Annotated in this window: 26 protein-coding genes; 11 read left to right on the top strand and 15 right to left on the bottom strand. The window is 69.9% G+C overall.

The window, feature by feature from the left end:
* Positions 1-89: 89 nt before the first annotated feature.
* Positions 90-806, bottom strand: a complete 717-nt coding sequence (locus OIE67_RS45465) for a hypothetical protein (RefSeq protein ID WP_326632269.1) — start codon at positions 804-806, stop codon at positions 90-92.
* 68 nt (positions 807-874) lie between these two features.
* Between OIE67_RS45465 and OIE67_RS45460 the strand changes: the two genes are divergently transcribed.
* From OIE67_RS45460 to OIE67_RS45445, 4 genes are all read left to right on the top strand, one after another.
* Positions 875-1663: an ABC transporter ATP-binding protein gene (locus tag OIE67_RS45460; protein ID WP_326632267.1), complete on the top strand. Its 789-nt coding sequence runs from the start codon at positions 875-877 to the stop codon at positions 1661-1663.
* 86 nt (positions 1664-1749) lie between these two features.
* Positions 1750-2673 (top strand): SPFH domain-containing protein, encoded by a 924-nt coding sequence (locus OIE67_RS45455; protein WP_106246076.1) that lies wholly within the window; start codon positions 1750-1752, stop codon positions 2671-2673.
* Positions 2674-2750: 77 nt separating this feature from the next.
* Entirely contained in the window at positions 2751-3506 is a 756-nt protein-coding gene (locus OIE67_RS45450; protein ID WP_326632264.1) for a sulfite exporter TauE/SafE family protein, read from the top strand.
* 23 nt (positions 3507-3529) lie between these two features.
* A complete protein-coding gene (locus tag OIE67_RS45445) occupies positions 3530-3763 on the top strand; it encodes a hypothetical protein (RefSeq protein ID WP_106246079.1) in 234 nt (77 codons plus the stop codon).
* Between the two features lie 154 nt (positions 3764-3917).
* Here OIE67_RS45445 and OIE67_RS45440 read toward each other — a convergent pair whose 3' ends face one another.
* From OIE67_RS45440 to OIE67_RS45415, 6 genes are all read right to left on the bottom strand, one after another.
* Complete coding sequence (locus OIE67_RS45440) at positions 3918-4742, bottom strand: NAD(P)H-binding protein (RefSeq protein ID WP_326632262.1); 825 nt, start codon at positions 4740-4742, stop codon at positions 3918-3920.
* 29 nt (positions 4743-4771) lie between these two features.
* Positions 4772-5593, bottom strand: coding sequence for a Rieske 2Fe-2S domain-containing protein (locus OIE67_RS45435; RefSeq protein ID WP_326632259.1), 822 nt, complete (start codon positions 5591-5593; stop codon positions 4772-4774).
* A gap of 120 nt (positions 5594-5713) precedes the next feature.
* Positions 5714-6325: an HD domain-containing protein gene (locus OIE67_RS45430; RefSeq protein WP_326632257.1), complete on the bottom strand. Its 612-nt coding sequence runs from the start codon at positions 6323-6325 to the stop codon at positions 5714-5716.
* A gap of 1 nt (position 6326) precedes the next feature.
* The gene (locus OIE67_RS45425; protein WP_326632255.1) at positions 6327-8507 is read right to left on the bottom strand and encodes a molybdopterin-dependent oxidoreductase; all 2181 of its coding nucleotides are present in this window, start codon (positions 8505-8507) and stop codon (positions 6327-6329) included.
* A gap of 135 nt (positions 8508-8642) precedes the next feature.
* Positions 8643-9293, bottom strand: a complete 651-nt coding sequence (locus tag OIE67_RS45420; RefSeq protein WP_326632253.1) for a hypothetical protein — start codon at positions 9291-9293, stop codon at positions 8643-8645.
* A 2-nt stretch (positions 9294-9295) separates the two neighbouring features.
* On the bottom strand, positions 9296-9511 hold the full coding sequence (locus OIE67_RS45415; protein WP_146178377.1) for a hypothetical protein: 216 nt from the start codon (positions 9509-9511) through the stop codon (positions 9296-9298).
* A 650-nt stretch (positions 9512-10161) separates the two neighbouring features.
* On the opposite strand from OIE67_RS45415, the gene OIE67_RS45410 reads away from it, so the two are divergent.
* Together OIE67_RS45410 and OIE67_RS45405 are read left to right on the top strand one after the other, a co-directional pair.
* Positions 10162-11025 carry a helix-turn-helix domain-containing protein gene (locus tag OIE67_RS45410; protein WP_326632251.1) on the top strand — a complete coding sequence of 288 codons (864 nt, stop codon included), beginning with the start codon at positions 10162-10164 and terminating at the stop codon, positions 11023-11025.
* A 52-nt stretch (positions 11026-11077) separates the two neighbouring features.
* Positions 11078-11302, top strand: coding sequence for a DUF397 domain-containing protein (locus OIE67_RS45405; RefSeq protein ID WP_106246091.1), 225 nt, complete (start codon positions 11078-11080; stop codon positions 11300-11302).
* A 323-nt stretch (positions 11303-11625) separates the two neighbouring features.
* Here OIE67_RS45405 and OIE67_RS45400 read toward each other — a convergent pair whose 3' ends face one another.
* The 4 genes from OIE67_RS45400 to OIE67_RS45385 form a co-directional block, all read right to left on the bottom strand.
* Positions 11626-11964 (bottom strand): hypothetical protein, encoded by a 339-nt coding sequence (locus OIE67_RS45400; protein WP_326632247.1) that lies wholly within the window; start codon positions 11962-11964, stop codon positions 11626-11628.
* Between the two features lie 9 nt (positions 11965-11973).
* On the bottom strand, positions 11974-12417 hold the full coding sequence (locus OIE67_RS45395; RefSeq protein WP_106246094.1) for a VOC family protein: 444 nt from the start codon (positions 12415-12417) through the stop codon (positions 11974-11976).
* Positions 12418-12503: 86 nt separating this feature from the next.
* The gene (locus tag OIE67_RS45390; protein ID WP_326632244.1) at positions 12504-13949 is read right to left on the bottom strand and encodes a catalase; all 1446 of its coding nucleotides are present in this window, start codon (positions 13947-13949) and stop codon (positions 12504-12506) included.
* A 148-nt stretch (positions 13950-14097) separates the two neighbouring features.
* Complete coding sequence (locus OIE67_RS45385) at positions 14098-15507, bottom strand: MFS transporter (RefSeq protein WP_326632242.1); 1410 nt, start codon at positions 15505-15507, stop codon at positions 14098-14100.
* A gap of 103 nt (positions 15508-15610) precedes the next feature.
* Here OIE67_RS45385 and OIE67_RS45380 point away from each other — a divergent pair, with 103 nt between their 5' ends.
* From OIE67_RS45380 to OIE67_RS45365, 4 genes are all read left to right on the top strand, one after another.
* Complete coding sequence (locus OIE67_RS45380) at positions 15611-16438, top strand: helix-turn-helix transcriptional regulator (protein WP_326632240.1); 828 nt, start codon at positions 15611-15613, stop codon at positions 16436-16438.
* A gap of 59 nt (positions 16439-16497) precedes the next feature.
* Complete coding sequence (locus OIE67_RS45375) at positions 16498-17580, top strand: CapA family protein (RefSeq protein ID WP_326632238.1); 1083 nt, start codon at positions 16498-16500, stop codon at positions 17578-17580.
* A gap of 86 nt (positions 17581-17666) precedes the next feature.
* The gene (locus OIE67_RS45370; protein WP_326632236.1) at positions 17667-19409 is read left to right on the top strand and encodes an SDR family oxidoreductase; all 1743 of its coding nucleotides are present in this window, start codon (positions 17667-17669) and stop codon (positions 19407-19409) included.
* A 19-nt stretch (positions 19410-19428) separates the two neighbouring features.
* The gene (locus tag OIE67_RS45365) at positions 19429-20082 is read left to right on the top strand and encodes a TetR/AcrR family transcriptional regulator (RefSeq protein ID WP_364662648.1); all 654 of its coding nucleotides are present in this window, start codon (positions 19429-19431) and stop codon (positions 20080-20082) included.
* Positions 20083-20102: 20 nt separating this feature from the next.
* On the opposite strand, the gene OIE67_RS45360 is transcribed toward OIE67_RS45365, so the two are convergent.
* Positions 20103-20414, bottom strand: a complete 312-nt coding sequence (locus OIE67_RS45360; RefSeq protein WP_146178378.1) for a hypothetical protein — start codon at positions 20412-20414, stop codon at positions 20103-20105.
* A 172-nt stretch (positions 20415-20586) separates the two neighbouring features.
* On the opposite strand from OIE67_RS45360, the gene OIE67_RS45355 reads away from it, so the two are divergent.
* Positions 20587-21117, top strand: coding sequence for a tetratricopeptide repeat protein (locus tag OIE67_RS45355; protein WP_245956155.1), 531 nt, complete (start codon positions 20587-20589; stop codon positions 21115-21117).
* Positions 21118-21365: 248 nt separating this feature from the next.
* Here the strand turns inward: OIE67_RS45355 and OIE67_RS45350 are convergent, their stop codons facing one another.
* From OIE67_RS45350 to OIE67_RS45340, 3 genes are all read right to left on the bottom strand, one after another.
* Positions 21366-22055, bottom strand: coding sequence for a hypothetical protein (locus tag OIE67_RS45350; protein ID WP_326632232.1), 690 nt, complete (start codon positions 22053-22055; stop codon positions 21366-21368).
* Between the two features lie 293 nt (positions 22056-22348).
* On the bottom strand, positions 22349-24922 hold the full coding sequence (clpB, locus tag OIE67_RS45345) for an ATP-dependent chaperone ClpB (RefSeq protein ID WP_326632230.1): 2574 nt from the start codon (positions 24920-24922) through the stop codon (positions 22349-22351).
* Between the two features lie 6 nt (positions 24923-24928).
* On the bottom strand, positions 24929-25279 hold the full coding sequence (locus tag OIE67_RS45340) for a heat shock protein transcriptional repressor HspR (RefSeq protein WP_106246113.1): 351 nt from the start codon (positions 25277-25279) through the stop codon (positions 24929-24931).
* Position 25280: the final 1 nt, after the last annotated feature.

Below are 25280 nucleotides of genomic sequence, written 5' to 3'. Positions count from 1 at the left end.
AAGGGCAGGACCCAGAGATACAGGAAGCCATCAGAAGTGCCGCACGCGCGGTACAGGCTGAACCCCCAGCCTTCAGGCTGGGGAGCGCGTCAATGGTTTCTGACCGGTTCGAAGATCGCGTGGTGGGCCGCCACCAGCGCGCGGCGTACCGCCCGGTCGAGCTCGCGCAGCGCGGTCGCCCGCGCGGCGACCTGCCCCGAGGTGAGGCCGCGCTCGTCGGCCAGGCGCAGCACGGCGGCCAGCCGGGTGGCCAGGGCGGAGACCCGATGAGCCCGGCCGGGATAGCCGGGCGCGAGCTCACCGCCGCGCGGCGTCCGTTCAGGCCGGTCCTGGGCGGGCCCGTCGACCGAGGTCAGGGCCTCGGTGGCGGCCCGGATCGCGTCGGACAGCTCCCGCTCGGCCTCCGACAGCGTGGGCAGGTCATGGCGTACGGGCCCGGCGTCGTGGATCTCCAGGCGCACGCCGACGTACGACGACCCGCGCAGGTCGGGCACCGGCACGAGCCCGAGGTTGCGGTCGCCGAGCACGGCGATGGCGGCCTGGCCGGCGTCGACGGCGGCGGAGTTGAACGCCGCCGGTCCCGACAACCCGAGCGGGTCACCGGGAGCGGGCAGGGCCAGCCGCACCTCGCGCAGGCCGCCGCCGCGCAGGTTTGCGAGGTATTTACGCAAGGGGACGTCGCTGGCGACGACGGGTCCGCCGGCGGCTTCTACGTGGTCAGCCGCCTCGTCGAGGCCGACGTGACCGGACAACCACGCGTTGCCCCAGGCGACCAGGGATGGGCAGACAGTCGATTCAGGGCGCACCGATCCACGATAAGCGCTCGCCCTGCAATAGGTTTGTCCCGAGGGTGACTCCTAAGGAGGTATCGGGGATGGGTGGTCAGGTGCTGCGGCTCCAGGACGTCGCCGTCAGGCGCGACGGAGCGGCCCTGCTGCGCGGCATCGACTGGACGGTCAACGCGGACGAGCGGTGGGTCGTCATCGGTCCCAACGGTGCGGGCAAGACCACGTTGCTGCAGGTCGCGGCCACGTTGCTCTATCCGAGTGAGGGCGTGGTCGAGGTGCTGGGCGAGCGGCTGGGGCAGGCTGACGTGTTCGATCTGCGGCCCAGGATCGGGCTGGCGAGCGCCGCGCTGGCCGAGCGCATCCCGCCGGAGGAGAAGGTCATCGACCTCGTGCTGACGGCTTCGTACGGGATCATGGGCCGCTGGACCGAGGAATACGACTCCAACGACGTCACCAGGGCCGTCGAGCTGATCGACATGCTGGGCGCGGCCCACCTGATCAGGCGGCGCTTCGGCACCCTGTCCGAGGGTGAGCGCAAGCGGGTGCAGATCGCGCGGGCGCTCATGCCCGACCCCGAGATGCTCCTGCTCGACGAGCCGGCCGCCGGGCTCGACCTGGGCGGCAGGGAAGACCTGGTGCGCCGCCTGTCGGTGCTGGCCGGCGACTACCGCTCGCCGACGCTGGTGCTGGTGACGCATCACGTGGAGGAGGTGCCGGCCGGGTTCACCCACGGTCTGCTGCTGCGGCACGGCTCGGTGGTGGCCCAGGGGCCGCTCGACACCGTCATGACCTCCGACACGCTCTCCGATACGTTCGGGGTGCCGCTCTCGCTGGAGCGCAGCGCCGAGGGCCGCTGGTACGCGCGAGCTCACTAGATCACCATTTATGACGATAAAAGACGCCGAAACCTGAAACGCCATAGGATCTACGGAGTCTGTTTTCTCGGCTCCGGAGCGTCGCCATGTCCGTCGAACAGCTCGTCGTCGCCATCGTCGTGGTCGCGGCGGTGGGCTTCGGAGTGGCCCGCACGATTCGCATCATCCCGCAGGCCACGGCCGCCATCATCGAGCGTCTCGGGCGCTATCACCGCACGCTGACCCCGGGGCTCAACCTGGTGGTGCCGTTCATCGACCGGATCAAGGACCTGATCGACCTCAGGGAACAGGTGGTGTCGTTCCCGCCGCAGCCGGTGATCACCTCCGACAACCTGGTGGTGTCCATCGACACCGTCATCTACTTCCAGGTCACCAATCCGAAGGCGGCCACGTACGAGATCGCGAACTTCCTGACCGGCGTCGAGCAGCTCACGGTCACCACGCTGCGCAACGTGGTCGGCGGCATGGACCTGGAGCGCACGCTGACCTCCAGGGAGGACATCAACACGGCTCTGCGCGGCGTGCTGGACGAGGCGACCGGCAAGTGGGGCATCCGGGTCAACCGGGTCGAGCTCAAGGCCATCGACCCGCCCGCCTCCATCCAGGACTCGATGGAGAAGCAGATGCGCGCCGACCGCGACAAACGCGCCGCAGTGCTGACCGCCGAGGGACAGCGCCAGGCGGCGATCCTGGCGGCCGAGGGCGAGAAGCAGGCGTCGGTGCTGCGGGCGCGCGGCGAGGCGGAGGCGGCGGTGCTGCGCGCGCAGGCGGAGGCGGAGGCCCAGGCGATGCGGGCCAAGGGTCAGGCGGACGCGATCGGCATGGTCTTCAAGGCCATTCACGAGGGCAATCCGGACCAGCATCTGCTGGCCTACCAGTATCTGCAGACCCTGCCGGAGATCGCCAAGGGCGACGCCAATAAAATCTGGATCGTCCCATCCGAGATGGGCAAGGTCCTGGAGAACCTTGGCGGCCTCTTCACTCCCCCGAAAGACCAGGACACCCGGTGAGAACCCTGCCGAACGGACTGCCGCCGCGGCCTTGACCGGGCCTTTCGGCGCGGCTGCGGTCCGAGCGGGGGTTGTGCGTGACTGGGTGGGAACTGGCCGCGATCTGCGCCGCCGGTCTGGTGGCCGGCGCCATCAACGCGGTGGTGGGGTCGGGCTCACTGATCACGTTCCCGACGCTGGTGGCGCTCGGCGTCGATCCGGTCACCGCCAACGTCTCCAACACGATCGGCCTGGTCCCCGGCTCCTACACCGCCGCGTACGGCTACCGCGCCGAGCTCAGTGGCCAGCGTGACCGTCTCCTGCGCCTGGGCGCGGCCTCCGCGCTCGGGGCGCTGATCGGCGGGATCCTGCTGCTGTTCCTCGATCCCGACGTGTTCGAGTTCGTGGTGGTGGTGCTGATCGCGGTGGCCTGCGTGCTCGTCATGACACAGCCCAGGCTGAACGCGTGGGTGGCCGCGCGGCGCGAGGAGCCCCGCGCGCACGGCGGCGCGGCGCTGTGGGTGGGCGTGCTGGCCTCGGGGATCTACGGCGGCTACTTCGGGGCCGCGCAGGGTGTGCTGCTGATCGGGCTGCTCGGCATCTTCCTCGACGACGGCCTGCAGCGGGTGAACGCGGCCAAGAACGTGCTCGCGCTGATCGTCAACGGGGTGGCCGCACTGCTGTTCGTGGTGGTGGCGGAGGTGGACTGGGCAGCCGTGGCCGGGGTGGCGCTGGGCGCGATCGCCGGCGGGTTCCTGGGGGCCAGGGTGGGGCGGCGGATCCCGGCGCGGGTGCTGCGGGCGATCATCGTCTTCGTGGGACTTGCAGCGATTATCGTACTGGTGTACGGATAAGTCGGGATGGGTATAACTTGGTCATGAAAGGTGACCGGGTGGAGATCGTCATCGACGCGGGAGGCTCGTCACCCCGCACGTACGAGATCACGGCCACCCGCGCCGGGCGGCGGGTCGAGGTGGCCAACCGGCGGGGGCTCGTGGAGGTGAGCGAGGTGACCCGCACCGGCACACCGGTGCGTACGGCCAGGTTCATGTCCAGCCGCATCCTCGCCCTCGTCGAACACCCCGCCGACTCCTCGGACGCGGGCGACTGAAGCGGGCCGGCGAGGAAGCCGCAGGCCGGTCGCCGGTCGGACGCCGACAGGTCCGGCGAGGGCGCCTGCCGGACACCGACAGGTCCGGCGAGGGCGCCTGCCGGACACCGACAGGTCCGACGGGGGCGTCGGCCGGCCGCGACAAGGTCCCGGGTCAGGCGAAGTCGGCCGCGTGGTCCTCCGCCCACCGGCGGAAGGTGAGCGCGGGACGGCCGAGCAGCCGCCGCACCGTGTCCGTGGCCCGCTCCGGCCGCGTCACGAAGCTCTCCCAGGTCGTCAGCGCGCTCTCCACGAACGCCGGCTCCCCCCACGCCGCCATGAGCCGCTCGCGCGCCTCCTCGACCGGCTGCTCCTCCCAGCGCACCTCGCGCCCGGTCACCTCGCCGATGACCCGCGCCTGCTCGGCCTGGGTCAGCTCCTCGGGGCCGGTGAGCGCGTACGCGGCCCCGTTGTGCCCGGCCGAGGTGAGCACGTGCACGGCCACGGACGCGATGTCCCGCTCGTGGATCAGCGCCCTGGACGCCTCCCCGTACGGCCATCGCACCACGCCATGCCTGATCTGCCCGGCCCAGCCCAGCGTGTTGGCCGCGAACCCGCCCGGCCGCAGGAACGTCCACCCGAGGCCGGAGCGCCGGATCAGCTCCTCGATCTCCGCGTAGTGCGACGGGGCCTCGCCTCCGTCGCCCGCCTGCGCGGACAGGTAAACGACCCGGCGCGCCTGCCGGGCGACGGCCGCGACCACCTCGGCGGCGTTGCCGGTGGTGAAGCCGGGCCAGAGCAGGAACACGCTCTCCACGTCCTTCAGCGCGGGCTCCAGCGTCGCGGGGTCGTACAGGTCGCCCTGGACGACCTCCACGGCCGCCCGCACCCGCTCTGGGTGCCTGGCGAACGCCCGCACCTCCAATCCAGCCCCGGCGAGCTGGGACACCACATGACTGCCGACATTGCCGGTCGCGCCGGTCACCAGAATCTTGCTCATGACCCCGACCGTAGGACCTCAACCAAACTTCAGGTCAACCCCGGCCGCACCTGGATGGTGCCGTCCCTCCTGATCCGCGTCTCGAACACCGGCGCCGGCGCGGTCGCGGGCCCGTGCCTGACCGAGCCGTCGGACAGCCGGAACGTGCTGCTGTGCCACGGGCACACCACGCACGCCTCGCCGTCCTCCATCACGAGCCTGCCCTGGTGCAGCGGGCCCGCCAGATGCGGGCAGCGGTCGGCCAGCACGGTCACGCCCTCGCCCTGGCGCAGCACGAAGAGCTGGATGTAGCCGAGCCGCCTGGCCACGGGCCGCCCGTCGGGCAGGTCCTTGAGCGGGCACAGGTCGTGCCAGCCCAGCGGCACCAGGTGCGTCACCTGCGGCGCGTGGTTGGCGCCGGCCGCCTGGCGATGGGCCAGGTGCCCGCCGAGGTAGGCGCCGAGCCCGCCGACGGCCAGGCCCGCGTACGACATCATCCGGCCCGGCCGCTCGTGCCCGCGCAGGCGCGCCAGCAGGGACGCGGAGAACAGGCCGAGCGCGGCCGCGTTGGCCAGCATGTGGACGAAACCCACCCGCTGCTGCTCGCGGTGGAGCGAGGACCAGTCCGTGAGCCCCGCCGCCGCCGTGGGCAGCGCGTTGATCAGACCGGTGGCCAGCAGCAGGCGGGAGGCGCGTGGATCGGCGTCGGCCAGGTCCAGCACGGCCGTGGAGAGCCAGCAGCCCAGGGAGACCGTCGCCAGCGGCGGATGCACGGGCTCCCCGAGGGGCACGCCGTGCAGCACGTCACGCAGGCGGCCCTGACGCAGCCGCCGGCGCACGGCCTTGGCGAGTCCTCTGATCGGCGCGTCCATGGCCTTCGACTTCTCGAGCCGATCGGCGATGGCAACCGGCCCGGCGAAACCCCGCAACTGCCGACGTCTCGCTCGTACTGTCTCTTTCACGACAAGTCCCCTACCCCGGCCATGTGGGGATCACTCGGGCAGGTGTCCCCTGGCAACGGAGAGTTCGACCAGCTCCAAGGCGTACGCGCCCAGCGTGGGCGAGCCCTCCTCGATGATCCGGACCTTCTCCTTCACCTGCGTGGCGGTGACCTTGAACAGCGGCCAGGTGCCGCCCTCGTTGAGATGGTTGGCCAAGATGGGGGCGAAACGGTCGAGCGCCTTGGCGAATCTCGCCTCCGGAGTCGTCCTGTCCTCGAACTCGGCCCACAGTTCCCGCATCGAGGCCCCCTGCTCTCCCGGCAGCAGCCCGAAGATGCGGTCGGCGGCGGCCCGCTCGACCTCGGCCTGCGCGGCCACCGCGACCGGGTCGTAGATGAAGGTGTCACCGGCGTCGATCTCCACCAGGTCGTGCACCAACAACATGGCCACCACCCGTTGCAGGTCGGTTCCGGGTGGGGCATGCTCGCCGAAGACCATCGCCAGCGTGCCCACGTACCAGGAGTGCTCTGCGGTGTTCTCCCGCCGCGAGCCGTCGATCAGATGGTTGCGGCGGATGACCCGCTTCAACTTGTCGATCTCGACGGCGAAGGCGATCTGGGCGTTCAGGCGGTCCTCTTCTGGTGCGATAGTCACGCGCGACACCCTATTGTGCGGTGATCACCCCGGTTGGTGAAATCGTGACCGGAACTCCGTTGAACACTGCGTTACCACTTGGAACGTCAACGGCGGTTTCGTCCGTCAGCGTGTTGGCGCTGACGCCCGCGTGCCCGGCCGCGACGCTCTGTGTGCTGCCCGCGTGCCCCCAGCCGTGGGGCAGGCTCACCACGCCGGGCATGATGCTGTTGGTGGGCTCGACGGGCACCGTGACCTGGCCCTTCGCCGAGCGCACGACCGCCTGGCCGGCCAGCCCCAGCCGCCGCGCGTCGGCCGGGTTGATCTGCAGCGTGCACGTGTTGCTGCCGCCGACCAGCGGGCCCACGTTGTGCATCCAGCTGTTGTTGGAACGCAGGTGGCGCCGGCCGATGAGGACCATCTCCGGCGGCTCCTCCTCCAGTTTGCCGCGCAGCCGCTCCACGTCCTCGATGAGCTGCGGCGGGGCCAGCTCGATCAGCCCCGAGGCCGTCCTGAGCACCTCGCCGAGCCGCGGCTCCAGCGCGCCCAGGTCCAGGCCGTGCGGATTGTCCAGCAGCTTGCGCAGCGACAGGTCCCCCTTGCCGGCCCACTCGCCGTACGGGCCGAGCCTGAGCATGAGGTCGAGCCGCCGCTCGCCGCCCGACTCGCCGTCCAGCAGCTCGCGCAGCTCCGCCACGTCCCGTCCCTCGATCCCCGAGCCGGGCGTCTGCGTGGCCTTGCGCAGCGTGTCGTCGATGACGAACGCGTCGAGGTCCCCTTCGAGCCCCGAGGCGATCATGGCCAGCCTGGCCAGGATCTGCGCCTCCGACGGCCGCTCGTCCAGCGGCAGCAGCGGCGGCGAGTATCGCGCGTAGTTGCGCACGGCGAACCCGAGCAGCGCGAAGTCGAAGTGCCCCGACTGCAGGACGCGGGGCGGGGGCAGGATGACGTGCGCGTGCTTCGTGGTCTCGTTCAGGTACGGGTCCACGCTCACCATGAAGTCCAGCCGCCCGAAGGCCGCGTCCAGCCGGTCCCCGTTGGGCGCGGACAGCACCGGGTTGCCCGCGACCGTGAACAGCACCTTGACCTGCCCGTCACCGGGCGTCTCGATCTCGTCGGCGAGCGTCGCCACCGGCAGCTCGCCGTTGGCCTCGGGCAGCCCTCTGACCCGGCTGCTCCACCGGCCGACCGTGTACGGCCTGCGCCTCCCGCGGGTCTCGGTGGCGGACTTGGGGAACATCGAGCCACCGGGACGGTCCAGATTGCCGGTCAGCACGTTGACGACGTCCACCAGCCACTGGGCCAGCGTGCCGAACTCGGTCGTGCACGTGCCGATCCTGGCGTACACGGCGGCCGTACGCGCCGCCGCCAGCTCCCTGGCCAGCCGTACGACCACCTCGGCGGGCACCCCGGTGCGCCGGGCCACGCTCTCCGGCGGGAAGTGCTTGGCCGCCTCGCGCACCTCGGCCAGCCCGTTGACCTCGGCGAGCGGCCTGGCCAGGTCCTCGGCGAACAGGGTGTGCACGATGCCGAACAGCAGGTAGGCGTCCGTACCCGGCCGGATGAACAGGTGCTCGTCGGCCAGCGCGGCCGTACGGGTGCGGCGCGGATCGACCACGACCAGCCGCCCCCCGCGCCCGCGCAGCGCCTTGAGCCGCCCGGGGAAGTCGGGCGCGGTGCACAGGGAGCCGTTGGACTCCAGCGGGTTGGCGCCCAGCATCAGCAGATAGTCGGTCCGGTCCAGGTCGGGCACCGGGATCGCCATCGGATGACCGAACATGAGCCCGCAGGCCACGTGCTTCGGCATCTGGTCGGCGGTGCTGGCGGAGAAGACGTTACGGGTGCCGAGCGCCTTGATCAGCGGCGCGCCGTACAGGGCGCCCGCCATGGTGTGGGCGCTCGGGTTGCCCAGGTAGACGGCGACGGAGCGGCGGTCGGAGACCCGTTCGAGCCCCGCCCTGACGGCCTCGAACGCCTCCTCCCAGCCGACCTCGCGCCACAGCTCGCCCTCCCTGATCAGCGGCTTGCGCAACCGGTCGGGATCCTCGTCCAGCCGCCCCAGACTGGCCCCCTTGGGGCAGATGAACCCCTTGCTGAACGGATCGTCCTTGTCGCCCCTGACGCTGGTGACGTGCCCGCCCGCGTCGAGGGTGAGGGTCAGGCCGCAGACGGCCTCGCACAGGGGACAGGTCCGGTGGACGGTCGAGGTCATCACGACTCCTGAGTTCGCCAGCTGAACTCATCTTCGCGCGCCCCCCGCCCATGGGGAAGCCCCGGAGCCCCCGCGGTCTCCGGGGCTTCGCCCCCCGGGGAATTTCCGGATTCCCCAGGTCTTCTCAGGAAGGTCTCATCGGCCCATCAGGGGAAGCGCCACCTCGGTACGCAGATCGGGCGGCTCCTCGAGGTCGGGTCTCATGGAGATCCACGATCGGCGGCCGTACAGGCGCTCCAGGCCGGGGGAGAGGGCCCCCGGCACCTCGTCCCGCCGGATGATCTCGACGATCAGGAACTGGGCCCGCGTTCGGTGCCGGTAGACGTTGACGCTGCGCGCCCAGCAGGCCGCGGCGATCTCCTCGCTGTAGGCCTCGAACTCCTCGGCGCTGATGCCCGCCCTGACCAGCACCAGCGCCTTCTCGCCGGTGGCCGTGGGCGTGATCCACAGCACCAGCGGGATGCGCCCGGCCCTGGTGTGCATGGTGGTCTCCAGGCAGACCCGCCGCAGGCGGTGCCGGGAGATGACGCACCAGACGTGGGCCGCGATCCAGTTGCGGCCCGCCCTGGTGGCGGCCGGCACCGAGATGGCGCTGGTCAGCAGGATGAACGGCATCCAGCGGCCCTCCTGGGCGGCGCCCAGGAGCGTCAGCGTGAACAGCGCCAGCCCGGCGAGCAGCAGCAGTTCGGCGCGGGCCCGCCAGAGCTTGACCAGCGGCCCGCCGCCCCCGGCGGCCGGAAGGTCCTCGTTGGCGGGGAAGATCTGGTTACGCGGATTCCTCGGCATCTCTAGGACACCTCCTCGGTCACCTTGCGTGGCAGGTGGAGCTGGTCGAAGCGCGGGTCGCGGTAGCGGCGGGAACCGAAACCGGTTTTCGTCACGGTCCAGCCCATCCGGAAGGCGAATTCGTCGGGCTCGACGCAGATTCGGTAGTCGGCCGGCGCCATGAGTTCCTGGATCCAGGACTTGATTCGGCTGAGTCCCTTGGTACCTTGTGAGTACATAGAAGACCCCTTTCGCGGCATTTTAGAGGTGGCTTCTTGGCCGGTCCGACGGCTGATGACCGGTTTCTCCGCAGGGTGGCAGCCCATATGCGGTGAACCGGTGGTCAGCCTCGGCCCGGCTTTTTTGGTGCTCGATCGAGCAGACTCGCGCGGTTTTTTCTAGGCGAATGCGCGATCCTTCCGGCAAGTGGCCTCCCTGGGGTGGAGTTTCGTATCCGGGACGGCGACGTTGCCGGAGAGGCGGCCCCTGCGGGGGCTCGCCAGCGGAAGCGGAAGGCTCGGTGTGTGCGGCCCTGTCGTCATGTCAGGCCTCCTCACCACCATCGAGATCCCTCCTGGATCTGATCGTCCCCCGAGGTCGTCGATGCTGCAATAGCTTGAGCAAGGGAAGATTTAAGATTCTTGCGGCTTGCCGTGCAACTTGCAGGAGAAGTGTCGGCCATAGGGGGTCGCCGGGAGATCTTTGCCCGTTCTAGACCACTCAGCGGAGCTTGTCTTGCTCCTACGCTCTACCCATGAAAGCCTTCTGGCAAGGCTGTGCGGCAGTGTACGTGCAACTTGCAGGGTAAGATTTGCTGGACGGCCCAGAAAGCCGGGCTCCAAACGGTCCCTTCCGGCTACACCTCCATTCCCGAGAAGGAGCGTGGACGGTGCCAACGCAGCAGGGCAGTCCAACGGTTCGGCGACTTCGTCTAGGGCAGGAGCTTCGCTTCCTCCGCGAGCGGCGCAAGCTCACCGGGGCCAGGGCGGCCAGAGATCTCGGCTGGTCAGCCAGCAAGGTGAGCCGCATCGAAGCGGCCAAGACGATGCCCAGCGCCGACGACATCAAGGCCATGGCGAAGCTCTATCGCGTTGACGGTGACAAACTTGACGAGCTCGTTGGCCTGTTGCGTGATGCGGAGCAGCGGGGGTGGTGGGAAGATTACGAAGACTCCCTGCCCGAGGAGTACACAAGATTTCTCGGGCTGGAGGCGGAGGCCACCTACCAGCGCAACTGGGAACCCCAGGCTGTGCCCGGCCTCCTGCAGACCGAGGACTACGCGCGAGAGGTCATCCTGGCCACCCGCGGCATCGCGCGTATCACGCACAGCGGTGTCCGCAGCCGGGTGGAGGCCCGACTCGACCGGCAGAAACGCGTCCTGCACAGGAGCGATCCCTGCCGGATGAGCGTGGTGCTCGACGAGGCGGCGCTGATGCGCCGGTTCGGCGAGCCCGCGGTCATGCGTGAGCAGATGGAGCATCTCCTGGAGATCTCCCTGCTGCCGCATGTCAGCGTGCACGTCCTTCCGCTGGACGCACTACATCCGGTCAACACCGGTGCGTTCATTCATCTGAAGTTCGCGGCATTCGACGATGTCGTGTATTTGGAACAGCTGTACACTGCTCACTTTGTCGACGACCTGGAACGGGTGGCCGGCTACGAGTCGGCTTTCGACCACATCAGGTCGGAGGCCCTCGACGTGGACGAGTCACGTGTCCTCATCCAGCGCAAAGCCATGCTCTGGCGGCGTTGACAAGCTACCTCAACAAAGAGGCAACGAAGCCTCTGCACCCTTTGGGGAGACAATGCACAACGACATCACGAAGGCGGCCTGGCGCAAGGCCAGCTACTGCAACGGCGCCACGGCGTGCGTGGAGGTCGCTCCGCTGGCGGACGGCAACGTCGCACTGCGTGACAGCAAGCAGGAGGACGGGCCCGTCCTCGTCTTCACGCCCGCCGAGTGGACCGCCTTCGTAGCCGGCGTCATGGACAACGAGTTCGACCTGGCCACACTGGTCGCGCGCGCATGACGAACGGCTCTGGCATGTTGCTGGCACAACCGTCCAGAGCCGTCCTGTAAGAGGCCTGGGGTGCGCCTCTGTCGTAGGTGACACGCCGTCCGGCGTGCCGCGGAAAACCCGCATATCGTGGCACCGAATGACCTGTGTGCGCAACTCAGTTGATCTTCTCTGAGAAACGCCACGGGTTAATCTCGCCACGCCCAGGTGCCCCCATGCCTTTTGTTCCGGACAATGGAGAGGCAGCGGGCGGGAGCTTTTTCGCCGGCGATTCATCGGAAAGGCGAAAAGGCATTTCCCGGCCGCGGACATTCTGCATGGGGAAAAGCAGCGGGTTACGCGGGGAGGGTGTCTCCGGGGAAGCCGTGGCAGGGGTGGACGTCGACCTGCATCATTCCGGCTTGTACGCAGGGGTCCGCGGTCATGATGTCCGTTGCTTCCGGGGCCGGGACGGTCATGATCGCGATGCCGGCCACGGTGTCCGAGGCGACCGGGCACAGCACGGCGATCACCCCGTCGGCGCGCAGCGAGACCATGCGCCGCTGGTGTTCGAGTTCGATCGCGTCCGCGCCGTCCATCGTCCGCCCGGGCGCCCACCGCAGGATCGCCACACTGTACGGCTTCGCGGTCGCGGCCAGGGTCTGGATCTGTTCGTCGGTCACAGTGGTGCTCATGCCGTCTCCTCAGTTCTCGACGCGCTCGGCCAGCGAGACGATGATGCCTTCCGGCCCGCGGACGTACGCCATCCGCCACATGCCCTCGTACTCGCCGATGTCTCCCACCAGACCGTAGCCGCCGGCCGCGGCGTGCTCGACCGCGGCCCGCAGGTCGTGCACCTCGAAGGCGACGTTGCGCAGCCCCAGTTCGTTGGCCGGCGCGGCGGGCGAGCCCGGGAGGTGGTCCGGACGGGTGAAACTGGACAGCTCCAGCGTCGTGCCCCCGCCGGGCGGACGCAGCATGACGATCTCGGTACGGGCGCCGGTCATGCCGATCACGGTGTCCAGGAACTCGCCCTCGACGGCCATCTTCTGGTCGGCCTCCAGGCCGAGGCCGACGAAGAACGCCGTCACGGCGTCGAGGTCGGCGACGGTGATGCCGACGTGGTCGAAATGCCTGATGAAGGTCATCGACTCCCTTTCTAGGTGGGTTCTTCGGGGAACCCTGAGAAAGGTAGCACGTTGAAGTTCCCTAAGGGAACTCCAAGTCGCCGGCGTCAGGTCAGGCCCAGGCCTTTGCGGACGCGGTCGCCGAGGTCCTTGTGGATGTTGGTCCAGTAGTCCGCGACGCGCAGCTTCATCGCGGACGTCACCTCGGGGGCCGAGGCGTGGCCGACGATGTTGCCTACCATGCTGGTCCGGTCGCCTTCGGACAGGACGTTCTCCCAGAACGCGCGCGGCTGCGCGTAGTCGTCGTCCTCCGCGTGCCTGCGGTACGCCGAGCGCACGATCTCACCCGTGACGTGGTAGCGCTCGCCCTCGAACAGCGACGGGTCGGCGGCGGGACCGCCCGCGGAGTTGGGGGCGTACACCGGGTCCTGCGGGTTCGTGAAGGTCATCGGCCCGTCGAAGTTGTAGGAGTTGACGGGACTGCGCGGCTGGTTGATCGGCAGCTGCAGGTAGTTGGGCCCGATCCGGTAGCGGTGGGCGTCCGGGTAGGAGAAGAGCCGGCCCTGGAGCATCTTGTCGGGGGAGGCGCCGATGCCGGGCACCAGGTTCGACGGCTCGAAGCCCGCCTGCTCGACCTCGGCGAAGTAGTTCACCGGGTTCTTGGTCAGCGTGAGCCGGCCGATGGTGATCTCGGGGTAGTCGCTGTGCGGCCACACCTTGGTCAGGTCGAACGGGTTGAACCGGTAGTCGGCCGCGGCCTCGAACGGCATGATCTGCACGTTGACCGTCCACGACGGGTGGTCGCCGTTGGCGATGGCCGTGTGCAGGTCGCGGATGTGGTGGTCGGGGTCGGCGAGCAGCGCGGCGGCCTCGTCGGCGGTGTAGTTCCTGATGCCCTGCTCGGTCTTGAAGTGGTACTTGATCCAGAACCGCTCGCCGGCCGCGTTGTACCAGAGGAACGTGTGCGAGCCGAAGCCGTGCATGTGACGCCACGAGGCCGGGATGCCGCGGTCGGTCATGAGGAACGAGACCTGGTGCGCCGACTCCGGCGACAGCGTCCAGAAGTCCCACTGCATGTTGTTGTCACGCAGGTGGTTGTCGGCGCGGCGCTTCTGGCTGTGGATGAAGTCGGAGAACTTCGAGGGGTCGCGGATGAAGAAGATCGGCGTGTTGTTGCCGACGAGGTCGTAGTTGCCGTCCTCGGTGTAGAACTTGATCGCGAAGCCGCGCGGGTCACGCGCCGTGTCCGGGCTGCCCAGCTCGCCGGCGACGGTGGAGAAGCGCAGGAAGAGCGGGGTCTGGACGCCCTTCTGGAAGAGCTTGGCCTTGGTGAACTGGCTGACGTCCTCGGTGATCTGCAGGATGCCGTGGGCGCCGCCGCCCTTGGCGTGCACGACCCGCTCGGGCACGCGCTCGCGGTTGAAGTGGGCCATCTTCTGGATGAGGTAGTGATCCTGCATGAGCAGGGGCCCGTTCGGGCCGACGGAGAGCGAGTGCTCGTCGCTCGGCGCGGGGATGCCCGCGTCGTCGGTGCTGATGGGCCTGTTCTTCATGATCACGATCCTCCGGGGGTTCGACGTCGCCGCTGGTGCGACCTGTCTCCCGCGGTCCGGCGCGTACGACCTGCGGCGCGGGGGACGGTCGCCGTCACGTCAAGCTACCCCCTTAACTTGAATCATTCAAATAAACGAGTGATCCAAATTAGGTCAGGGCAGGGGTGCGCCGCCGTACCAGGAAGATCGCGCACAGCCCGGCCAGCGCGGCCAGTGCCGCCATCGCGACGGCGGTCGGCAGCGAGGCGGCCACGGACGCGGACTCCAGCGTGATGAACAGCGTGCCCACCGTGGAGACGCCGATGACCTGGCCGAGCTGCATCACGGTGAGCAGCGCGCCGCTGGCGTCCGCCGCGTACGCCCGGTCCACCCGCTCGGTCACCATGGTCGTCACCGCGATCTGCACGCCGAGCCCGGCTCCGATGAGCGCGCTCATGACCGCGTACGCGACCCCGCCCCCCGCGGCCAGCCCGAGCCCGAGATAGGCCGGCGCGGCCACCAGGTAGCCGACCGGGACGAGCGAGCGCTGCAGCCGCTGCGGCAGGCGCGGCCAGGCCAGCCCGACCAGGCCGAAGGCCAGCGCGCACGGCACCAGCATCATGCCGGAGGCCAGCGGCGTCATGTGCAGGTCGCCCTGCAGGTGCAGCGCCGAGGTGAACAGGAACGCCCCCCAAGTGGCCGGGCCGAACAGCAGCACCGCCAGCCCCGGCCGCATGCCTGGCGCGCGCAGGACGCCGGCGTCCACCAGCGGACGGCGGCCGCTCGCGGTGACCCACCGCTCGACCCGGACGAACGCGTAGAAGGCGGCCACGCTCAGCGCCATCGAGATCCAGCCCCAGACGGGCCAGCCGAGATCGCGCCCGAGCACGAGCGGCACCACGAACAGCAGCACGGCCGCCGACAGCGTCACCAGGCCCCACGGGTCGAGCCCGCTCCTGGCGCCGCCCGTGTCGGCGGGCAGCACCCGGAACCCGGCCACCAGCAGCAGCGCGGAGACCGGCACCAGCACCAGGAACACGAGCCGCCAGCCCAGGCCGACGCCCAGCAGGATCCCGCCTGCCGCCTGGCCCGCCACGATGCCGCCACTGATCATCAAGGACCACAGGCCCATCGCCCGGCCTCTCGCCGCACCGTGATAGTTGCGCTGGAGCAGCGTCAGCACCTGCGGCACCATCATCGCGGCCCCGGCGCCCTGCAGCAGCCGGCTGCCCACCAGCCACGCGGTCGAGGGCGCCAGGCCCGCGGCGAGCGTGGTGAGCGTGAAGAGCGCCAGGCCGCCGAGGAACGCCCGGCGGTAGCCGAACAGGTCGCCCACTCTGGCGCCGGTGATCAACAGGACGGCATAGACGATGGTGTAACCGGCGATGATCATCTGCAGTCCGGCGCCGGACGACTGCAGGTCCGACTCGATGGTCGGGGTGGCCACGTTGACGATGTTGACGTTCAGGACGGCCAGGAACTGCCCGACGAGGATGATCGTCAGTAGCAGGCCGCCGGCCTTGGGGCTCTCCTGCGGCTTTGTGTGCGCAGGAGGGGAGGAAGCGGCAATTTGCGACATGATGGCCAGTCTGCCGGTGATCCAGTACCAGTAACGAGTGCCCCTTTATACTGGTACTGGGGATAACTGGCTAAGTATCGCCCTGTCGCCCCATAGTGGAGGAATGACGGTGGCAGAGAAGAGACGTGCCGACCTGTCCGCGTTCCTGCGCTCCCGCCGGGAACGGATCACACCGGAGATGGTCGACCTCGCGCCGGGGCCGCGCCGGCGCACCCCAGGGTTGCGCCGCGAAGAGGTGGCCCAGCTGGCCGGCGTCGGCGTGACCTGGTACACGTGGCTGGAGCAGGGGCGGCCGATCAACGCCAGCAGCCAGGTGCTGGACGCGATCGCGCGCACGCTCAGGCTGGACAGCGCCGAGCGCCACCACCTCTACCGGCTGGCCGGTCAGCCCGCCGAGCCGTTCCCCGCCGACTCAGCCCAGGTGACGCCCGAGATGCGGGTGATCCTCGACCGGCTCGGCGGCCTGCCCGCGTGCGTGACCAACAGCAGGTGCGACGCCCTGGCCTGGAACGACGTCTACGCGGAGCTGTTCCCCGAGATCGTGAACGCCCCGGAAGGGGAGCGGAACTCGCTCTGGCAGGCCTGCCTCAACCCCTCGCCCACCATGACGCTGCTCGACCGGGACCAGGATCTGGGCCGCGCCGTGGCCGTTTTCAGGAGCGCCTACAGCCGGCACGCCGACGACCCGTGCTGGCAGGACTTCCTGCGCCGGCTCAGCTCGGAGAGCGCCGAGTTCGCCCGGCTCTGGGCCCGGCAGGAGGTGGCCGAGCCGGGGCCGAGGGTGAAGGCGTTCAAGCACGCGAAGCACGGGATCCTGCACTTCAGCACGACCAACCTCACGGCCGCGCCCGAGATCCGGCTGGTGGTCTACACGCCCATGGACGACGACACCTGGGAGGTGCTGGCGAAGCTCAGGGGGGCTGCGCGGTAATCCGTCCTGCATGGCATGCTCGATCCCTGAAAGTCAGTATTCGAGCGGAAGTGCCGCAGATGAGACTCCCCCTTACCCTCCCGGTGGTCGCCGCCGTCCTCGTGCCGCTGGCCGCGTGCTCGGCCGTGCCGGAACGGGAGCCGCTGCGCAAGCAGGTCGAGCAGCCGGTGACCGCCACGCCGTCCAAGTCGAAGAAGCCGACGCCACAGCGCCGGCCGTACACGATCGCGTTCGGCGGGGACGTGCACTTCGAGGGGATGCTGCGCGGACGGCTGAGCAACCCGCGCACCGCGCTCGGGCCGATCGCCGGCGTGCTGCGCAAGGCCGACTTATCGATGATCAACCTGGAGACGGCCGTCACCACCGGGGGGACGCCGGCGCCGGGCAAGCAGTTCACGTTCAGGGCGCCGGCCAGCGCGTTCACCGCGCTCAAGGCCGCCGGGGTGGACGTCGCCTCCATGGCGAACAACCACGGCATGGACTACATGGAGACCGGCCTGGCCGACTCCCTGGCGGCGATCAAGCGCAGCAAGTTCCCGGTGGTGGGGATCGGTAAGGACGCGGCGCAGGCGTACCGGCCGTGGCGGACGACCGTGAACGGCAACCGCGTCGCGATCATCGGCGCCACCCAGGTGATGGACGCCGAGTTCATCCAGGCGTGGACGGCCACGGCCGACAAGGGCGGGCTGGCCTCGGCCAAGGACGAGCCGGCCCTGCTGAAGGCGGTACGCCAGGCGCGCAAGAACTCCGACACCGTGATCGTCCACCTGCACTGGGGCACCGAGCTGCAGAAGTGCCCCAACGAGGCGCAGCTGTCGCTGGCTCCCAAGCTGGTCAAGGCGGGGGCCGACGTGGTGGTCGGCGGGCACGCGCACATCCTGCTCGGCTCCGGCTACCTCGACGACGCCTACGTCAGCTACGGCATGGGCAACTTCGTCTTCTACAACTCCGACCCGGCCACCACCGGCAGGACCGGGGTGCTGACGCTGACGATCAACGGGCGGAAGATCCTCAAGGACACGTGGACGCCGGCCACCATCCAGGGCGGCGTCCCGGTGCCGATGACGGGCTCGGCCAAGACCCGGGCCGTGGCGGACTGGAAGGAACTGCGCGGCTGCGCGGGCCTGGCCGCCCGCCCCTGACCTCGGGGCCGCGGGTGGCCGCGCGAGCCTGATCGATCTATCCTGCGGACAGCCCTGCTGGACAGGGCGTCCAATAGGAGGTCGCGATGCGGTGGGTCGAGTCCGGTGACGTACGGCTGGCGGTGCACGAGGAGGGCGATCCCGGCCATCCGGTCGTGCTGCTCCTGCACGGTTACCCGGACACGCACCGCGTCTGGGACGAGGTGGCCGCGCTCCTGCGCGACCGCTTCCGGGTGGTGCGGTACGACGTCCGCGGCGCGGGCGCGTCGTCGCCGCCCCGCGACCGCCGCGACTACGGCTTCGACCGCCTGCTCGCCGACCTCGGCGCGGTGATCGACTCCCTGGACGTCCCCAAGGTCCACCTCGTCGGACACGACTGGGGCTCGCTGCAGGGGTGGGAGGCGCTCGGCAGGGACGGGATCGGCGATCGGCTGGCCTCGTTCACCAGCCTCGGCGGGCCGGGGCTGCGGCAGGTGGGGGACTTCTTCCGGCACGGGCGGCGGCGCGACGTCGCCGCGCAGCGGCTGCGGTCCTGGTACATCGGCGCGTTCCTGCTCCCGGTGCTGCCCGAACTGGCCTGGCGCTCGGTCATGCCCCGGCTCGTCTCCCGTACGCTGCGGCGGGGCGAGGGCGTCGCGCTCCGGCCCGGGCATCCCGCGGCCACCATGGCGGCGGACGGGCGCAACGGGCTCTGGCTCTACCGGCGGAACATGCCGGCCACGCTCGGCGACCCCGGGCTCGATCCGCGCGTGCCCGGGATTCCGGTGCAGCTCATCGAGCCCACCCGCGACCCGTACGTCACCCCGGCGCTGGCGGAGGCGGTCGGGCGATGGGCTCCCGAGCTGTGGCGGCGGAAGGTCGCGGCCGGGCACTGGGTGCAGCGCAGCCGCCCCGGGACCGTCGCCGCGATGATCGGCGAGTTCGTCGAGCACGTCGAGGGCGCGCCGGCCGGGCGGGGGCTGCGCCGGGCGCGGGCCGGCGGGGCGTTCGGCGGGCGGCTGGTGGTCGTGACCGGCGCCGGGTCCGGGATCGGGCTGGCGACCGCGCGGGCGTTCGCGGCCCACGGGGCCGAGGTGGTGTGCGCGGATATCGACCTTGACGCGGCAAAACAGGCCGTCGATGCCATTGGCCGGGATCTCGGGGGAACGGCATACGCGGTACGGGTCGATGTGGCGAATGCCGATCAGATGGAGAACTTCTCGCGAAATATCATCGCTGATTATGGGGTGCCGGACATTGTGGTGAACAATGCCGGGATCGCGGTCGCCAAGCGGTTCTTCGATCACAGTCTGGACGACTGGCGCAGGACCCTCGACGTCAATCTCTGGGGCGTCGTCCACGGCTGCCGGCTCTTCGGCGCCGCCATGGCCGAGCGCGGCGAGGGCGGGCACATCGTCAACGTCGCCTCCCTGGCCGCCTTCGCGCCGTCGAGGGTGCTGCCCGCGTACTCGGCCTCGAAAGCCGCCGTGAAGATGCTCAGCGACTGTCTCAGAGCCGAGCTGGCCGACCAGGGCATCGGGGTGAGCGCCGTCTGTCCCGGTTTCGTGTCGACGGCCATCGCGCGCAACGCCGCGTACCCGACGGAGAGAATGCGTGAGGAGGCCGTCAGAGGGCTGGCGCGGCGCGGGTATCCGCCCGAGCGGGTGGCCGCGCACATTCTCCGTGCGGTGCACAGAAATGAGGCTGTGGTGCCAGTGAATCTGGAGGGAAAAATCGGATATGTCCTGTCACGGGTTTCCCCTCGTGCGATGCGTGGCCTCGCCCGATTGAGCGTGGTCGCGGAGAATCGGGAAATCGCGGGTAACGATCGCTCATACAGGAGAAGATGAATCCGTGTCTTCGCCGCAAATGGATGATGAGTGCGTCCAACCCCAAGCCCTCAGGCGGCAGCCCGCACAGCGCCGCAGCGCACGCCGCGTCGAGCGGATGCTCGACGCTTGCGCCGAACTGCTCGACGAGATGGGCTACGAGGCCCTGTCCACCACGCGCATCGCCGAACGGGCGGGCGTGGCGATCGGTTCCGTCTACCAGTTCTTCCCCGACAAGCGGGCCATCACCCAGGAGCTCACCCGGCGCAACGTCGAGGAGTTCGTCCGCAGAGTCGATCGCACCTTCCTGGAGGAGGACTACCACGGCTGGTGGGAGGCCGTCGACGCGATCATCGACATCTACGTCGACATGCACAGGACGGTCGCCGGATTCCGCAGCCTGCGCTTCGGTGACGCGGTCGACCTCAACCTGCTCGACTCCGACTCCGACAACAACATGGTGATCGCGGGGCGGCTGCGCGGATTGTGCCTGAAGGAGTTCGGGCTGGCCGACGGCGCCGAGCTCGACCTGGCCGTGATGGTGGCGGTCGAGGCGGGGGACGCCGTGCTCAAGCTGGCCTTCCGCCACGATCCCGGGGGCGAGCCCGAGCTGGTCGAGGCGGCCAAGGAGCTCATCAGGAGCTTCCTGGCCCGCCGGCTCAGGTCCTGGTCGCCGCTTGAGAAGACGCGCTGAAGAAGACGCGCGGGGCGCCTTCAGTTGTGGCCGTTGTCGCCGAGGTCCCGTGACGGGCCGGCCAGCCAGCCCGGCACGTCATGGAGCCAGCGTTCGCCCTGTTCGGTCGTGGGTGTCTGCTCGTCGCCCGGTGTGCGCACGCACGGGGCTCGATAGGAGGCCGGTCTCGCGTCCCTGGCCTCGCGCACGTTCAGCCTGGCCTCCAGCGCCCGCAGGTTGCTCTCCGCGGCCTCGATGGCCTCCAAGCGGGCCGACAGATAGCCGGCGACGCCGGGGCCGAGGGCCGACAGGACGACGGCACAGGCCAGAGTGAAGGTCATCTGCTTGGACATGCCCATCACAGTCCCTCCGCTCGCATGGCGGCTGAGGACTTCTATATGCCCGGTGACCTGCGCAGATAGGCATTCCGTGACCAGCAATGGACAAGTCGTTACCGAATTTGCACCTCACCGGCGATGCGGATTGACCGGGCAAAGGGCAGGCAGGCTCGGTAGTCTCGGCGTTGTGGCGCATGTGACCCGTGAGCACCTTGATCGTCTGCTTGAGCAGGCCCTGCTGGCCGACGACCACAGTTCCTTGGCCAGTCGGCTCTACGACGTGGCGCTCGACTACTCCTCCGGAGACGTTTCGAGGGCATCCATCCTGGTCCTCGCCGCCGAGGAGTGGCGAGCGGCGGGCCAGCCCGCCCGCGCGATGGAGTGTTTCCAGCGCGCGGTCGAGGACGGCGGCGAGGCCGGGTTCGATCCGCGTGCCGGCATCGCCGACACGCTCTTCGAGCTGGACCGGCCGGACGAGGCCAGGGAGGTCATCGAGACGATCCGCAAGGAGGGCGACGTCTCCACGGCGACCGCCCATACGATCGCCGAGACCCTCGTCGCCTACGGTGACCTGAAAGGGGGGCTCGAATGGGCCACCCAGGCCGCCCTGCGGTGCGAGGAGAACGATCCTGAGCAGGTGGCGCTGCTGCGTACCCGCTACCGGATCAGGGTCGATCTGGGGCTGCCCGAGGACGAGCTGGACGAGCTCGTCTCCTGACGGCTCGATCTCCCGCCGGAGCACGTGTCTCCGGCACGGCTCGCTTCGCCGTGCCCGCGTGCCGTCGGCTCGAACGTGAGCCTTGACCCGAGCCCCGATGCCCGAGCGTGAGGCCGGTCGGAGGGGCCGCGGCGGCTGACCACGGCCCCTCCGCTGTGGGGAGGTCCGGGCGCGACAGGCACGATCCGCGCCCGGACGGATGGCTCATCGCACGGGGCTCCCGGCCACATGAGCGGTCACTGGGAGGGTCACAGGCCGAGGGCCTGCTTGAGGCCGGTGAAGCCGGTCACCGCGGCCTCGCCGCCGGGCAGCATCGAGGTGCCCTCGACGCTCTCCACGGCCTTGGGCAGCAGCACGCCGATGACGTCCTCGCCGACCTCGCGCACCGGCCGCTGCAGGTCCGTCGGCGACTGGATCCCGGTGCCCCCGACCGAGTTGTGGTGCGGAGCCTGGGCGCGCCGCGCGTCGCCCTCCAGCGGGGTACGCGCCAGCGGGGGCAGCTCGGGCACCGACGGGAGCGAGGGCAGCGGCGGCAGGGCGGGTATGCCCGCGACCGTCGACAGGTCCTTCATCGCGACCGGCCCCGGCACCACGGGGATCGCCGGCGAGGCCGAGGTGAGCGACGGCATGCCCCAGGTGGCGGCCATCCCGCCCAGGTCGGCCGAGCCTAGCACCGCCCGGCCCGTCGCCAGGCCGGTCAGGCCGAGCCGCCTGGCCAGCTCGCCGGCCGCCATGGCCAGCTTGTTGCTCTCCGACGCGACCATCCGGCTGCTGCCCGAGCCGCTGTCGTTCACGCGCAGCTTCGTGTGCTCGTCGCAGTACGTGGCGACCGAGCGCGGCGACAGCAGCCCCGGCTCGGCGTTCCGGCAGTTCGCGGCCGTGGCGGGACCGGCGACCAGCCAGCTGACGCCCGCGGTCAGAGCGGCCACCGCGATCATGCTCCGCATCCTCTGGAATGACACCTGCACGTCTCCCCGATCGACTTCGGTGATCTGACGAACGCTGAACGTAGTCACCTGTCCGGACGGGGAACGGCGGCTTGTCCGAAGAGTGGGGCGAACCTTACCGAGGGCACGGCCCGATGACCTCGCCATGACACGCCGGAGCCCGGAGATCTGCGGGATCTCCGGGCTCCGATGCGGCCTCTCAGACGCCGGACGAGCGGCTCGCCGTCAGCCGGCGGTCGTTCAGGACGCCCGCCGAATGAGCGGCTCGTCGTGCGGGCGGCCGTTCAGGACGCGCGCTGGATGAGCAGCTCGTCGTCGCCCAGCTCGACCTGGACGTGATCGCCGTCGGTTATCTCGCCCGACAGCACGGCCTTGGCCAGCTTGTCGCCGATGGCGGACTGGACGAGGCGGCGCAGCGGGCGGGCGCCGTACATCGGGTCGTAGCCCGTCAGCGCCAGCCACTCGCGGGCCGCCGGCGTGACCTCCAGCGTCAGCCTGCGGTCGGCCAGGCGCTGCGCCAGCCGCTCGACCTGCAGGTCGACGATCTGCGCCAGCTCCTCGGTGCCGAGCGCGTCGAAGAGGATCACGTCGTCGAGCCGGTTGAGGAACTCCGGCTTGAACGAGCCGCGCACCGCCCCCATGACCGCCTCGCGTTTCGCGCCGTTCTCCAGCTGGGGATCGACGAGGAACTGCGAGCCGATGTTGGAGGTCAGGATCAGGATCGTGTTGCGGAAGTCGACCGTGCGCCCCTGGCCGTCGGTCAGCCGCCCGTCGTCGAGCACCTGCAGCAGGATGTCGAACACCTCGGGATGAGCCTTCTCGACCTCGTCGAGCAGCACCACGGTGTACGGGCGCCGCCTGACGGCCTCGGTGAGCTGGCCGCCCTCCTCGTAGCCGACGTAGCCGGGAGGAGCGCCGACGAGCCTGGCCACGCTGTGCTTCTCGGAGTATTCGCTCATGTCGATGCGGGTCATCGCCCGCTCGTCGTCGAACAGGAACTCCGCCAGCGCCTTGGCCAGCTCGGTCTTGCCCACGCCGGTCGGCCCGAGGAACAGGAACGACCCGGTCGGCCGGTCGGGGTCGGAGATGCCGGCCCGGCTGCGGCGTACGGCGTCGGAGACGGCCTGTACGGCCCGCTGCTGCCCGATCAGACGCCGGCCCAGCTCCTCCTCCATCCGCAGCAGTTTGCTCGTCTCAGCCTCAAGGAGCCGCCCGGCGGGGATGCCGGTCCACGACGAGATCACCTCGGCGATGTCGTCGGCCCCGACCTCCTCCTTGACCATGGCGTTGTCCGGCGGAGCGGCGTCGGAGGCCGCCTTGAGCGCCTGTTCGAGCCGGGGCACCTCGGCGTACATCAGCCGGGACGCCGCCTCGAAGTCGCCGTCGCGCTGCGCCCGCTCGGCCGCGCCGCGCGCCTCGTCGAGCTGCTTCTTCAGCTCGCCGACCTTGTTGAGCCCGGCCTTCTCGTGCTCCCAGCGGCCGACGAGGGCGTTGAGCTCCTCCTGCCGGTCGGCCAGCTCCTGGCGCAGCCGCTCAAGCCGCTGGACGGAGGCCTCGTCGGTCTCCTTCGACAGGGCCAGCTCCTCCATCTTCATCCGGTCGACGTTGCGCTGGAGCTGGTCGATCTCCACCGGACGGGAGTCGATCTCCATGCGCAGCCGCGAGGCGGCCTCGTCGACCAGGTCGATGGCCTTGTCGGGGAGGAACCTGCTGGTGATGTAGCGGTCGGACAGCGCCGCCGCGGCGACGAGCGCGCTGTCGGCGATCTGCACCTGGTGGTGGGCCTCGTATCGGCCCTTGAGCCCGCGCAGGATCGCGATCGTGTCCTCGACCGTGGGTTCGCCGACGTAGACCTGCTGGAAGCGGCGCTCCAGCGCGGGGTCCTTCTCGATGCGCTCGCGGTATTCGTCGAGCGTGGTCGCGCCGATCATGCGCAGCTCGCCGCGGGCCAGCATGGGCTTGAGCATGTTGCCGGCGTCCATCGCGCCCTCGGCGGCCCCGGCCCCGACCACGGTGTGCAGCTCGTCGATGAACGTGACGACCTGACCGTCGCTGTCCTTGATCTCCGACAGCACGGCCTTGAGCCGCTCCTCGAACTCGCCGCGGTATTTCGCGCCCGCGACCATCGCACCCAGGTCGAGCGAGATCAGCCGCTTGCCCCGCAGCGACTCCGGCACGTCGCCGGCCACGATGCGCTGGGCCAGGCCCTCGACGACGGCGGTCTTGCCGACGCCGGGCTCGCCGATGAGCACCGGGTTGTTCTTGGTGCGGCGGCTGAGGACCTGCACCACGCGGCGGATCTCGGAGTCGCGGCCGATGACCGGGTCGAGCTTGCCGCCGCGGGCCCGCTCGGTGAGGTCGACGCCGTACTTCTCCAGCGCCTGGTAGGTGTCCTCGGGGGTCTCGCTGGTGACGCGGGCGTTGCCGCGTACCTTCTCGAACGCGTCGAGCAGCGCCTGCGGCGTCGCGCCCTGGGACTTGAGCAGCTCGGCCGACTGGCCGCCGTCGGCGGCCAGGCCGACCAGCAGGTGCTCGGTCGAGACGTAGAGGTCTTCGAGGCGGTTGGCGTGCTGGGCCGCGGTGTTGAGCACCGTCAGCAGGTGACGCGAGCTGGACGGCGCCCCCACCGTCGAGCCCTGCGCCTTCGGCAGCGCCGCGAGCTGCTCCTCCGTGCGGGCCCGCAGCGTGCGCCAGTCGGCGCCCACGGCTTCGAGCAGCGGCACGGCGGTGCCGCCCGTCTGGGAGAGCAGCGTGGTCAGCAGGTGAGCGGGGGAGATCTCCGGGTTGCCCTCCGCGGCGGCGCGCCGCATGGCACCCGAGAGAGCTTCCTGGCTCTTCTGGGTGAGCTTGTAGTCCATGTCTTTCTAGGCCCCCGGTGGCAACTCGTAGCGGATCAGCGCTCTGACCATGCGCATCTCGGCGCGCAGGCGGACGACCTCCTCACGCAGCCGCAGAGCTTCGTTCTCGAGCTCGAGGATCCGCTTGATGCCCGCGAGGTTGATGCCCTCCTCCTGGGAGAGCCGCTGCACCTCGCGGAGCTGGATGATGTCGCGGGTCGAGTAGAGGCGGCCGCGCCCCGCGGTGCGCCCCGGACTGACCAGCCCGAGCCGGTCGTACTGCCGCAGCGTCTGCGGATGCAGCCCGGAGAGCTGCGCGGCCACCGAGATCACATAGACAGGGGTGTCATCGGAGAGGTCGAAATAGTTGGCGTCCATC

This window comes from Nonomuraea fuscirosea (assembly GCF_035917475.1).
Taxonomy (GTDB): Bacteria; Actinomycetota; Actinomycetes; order Streptosporangiales; family Streptosporangiaceae; genus Nonomuraea; species Nonomuraea fuscirosea.
The sequence above is the reverse complement of the archived record's forward strand: the minus strand, read 5'-3'. Positions and strand labels throughout refer to the sequence as shown.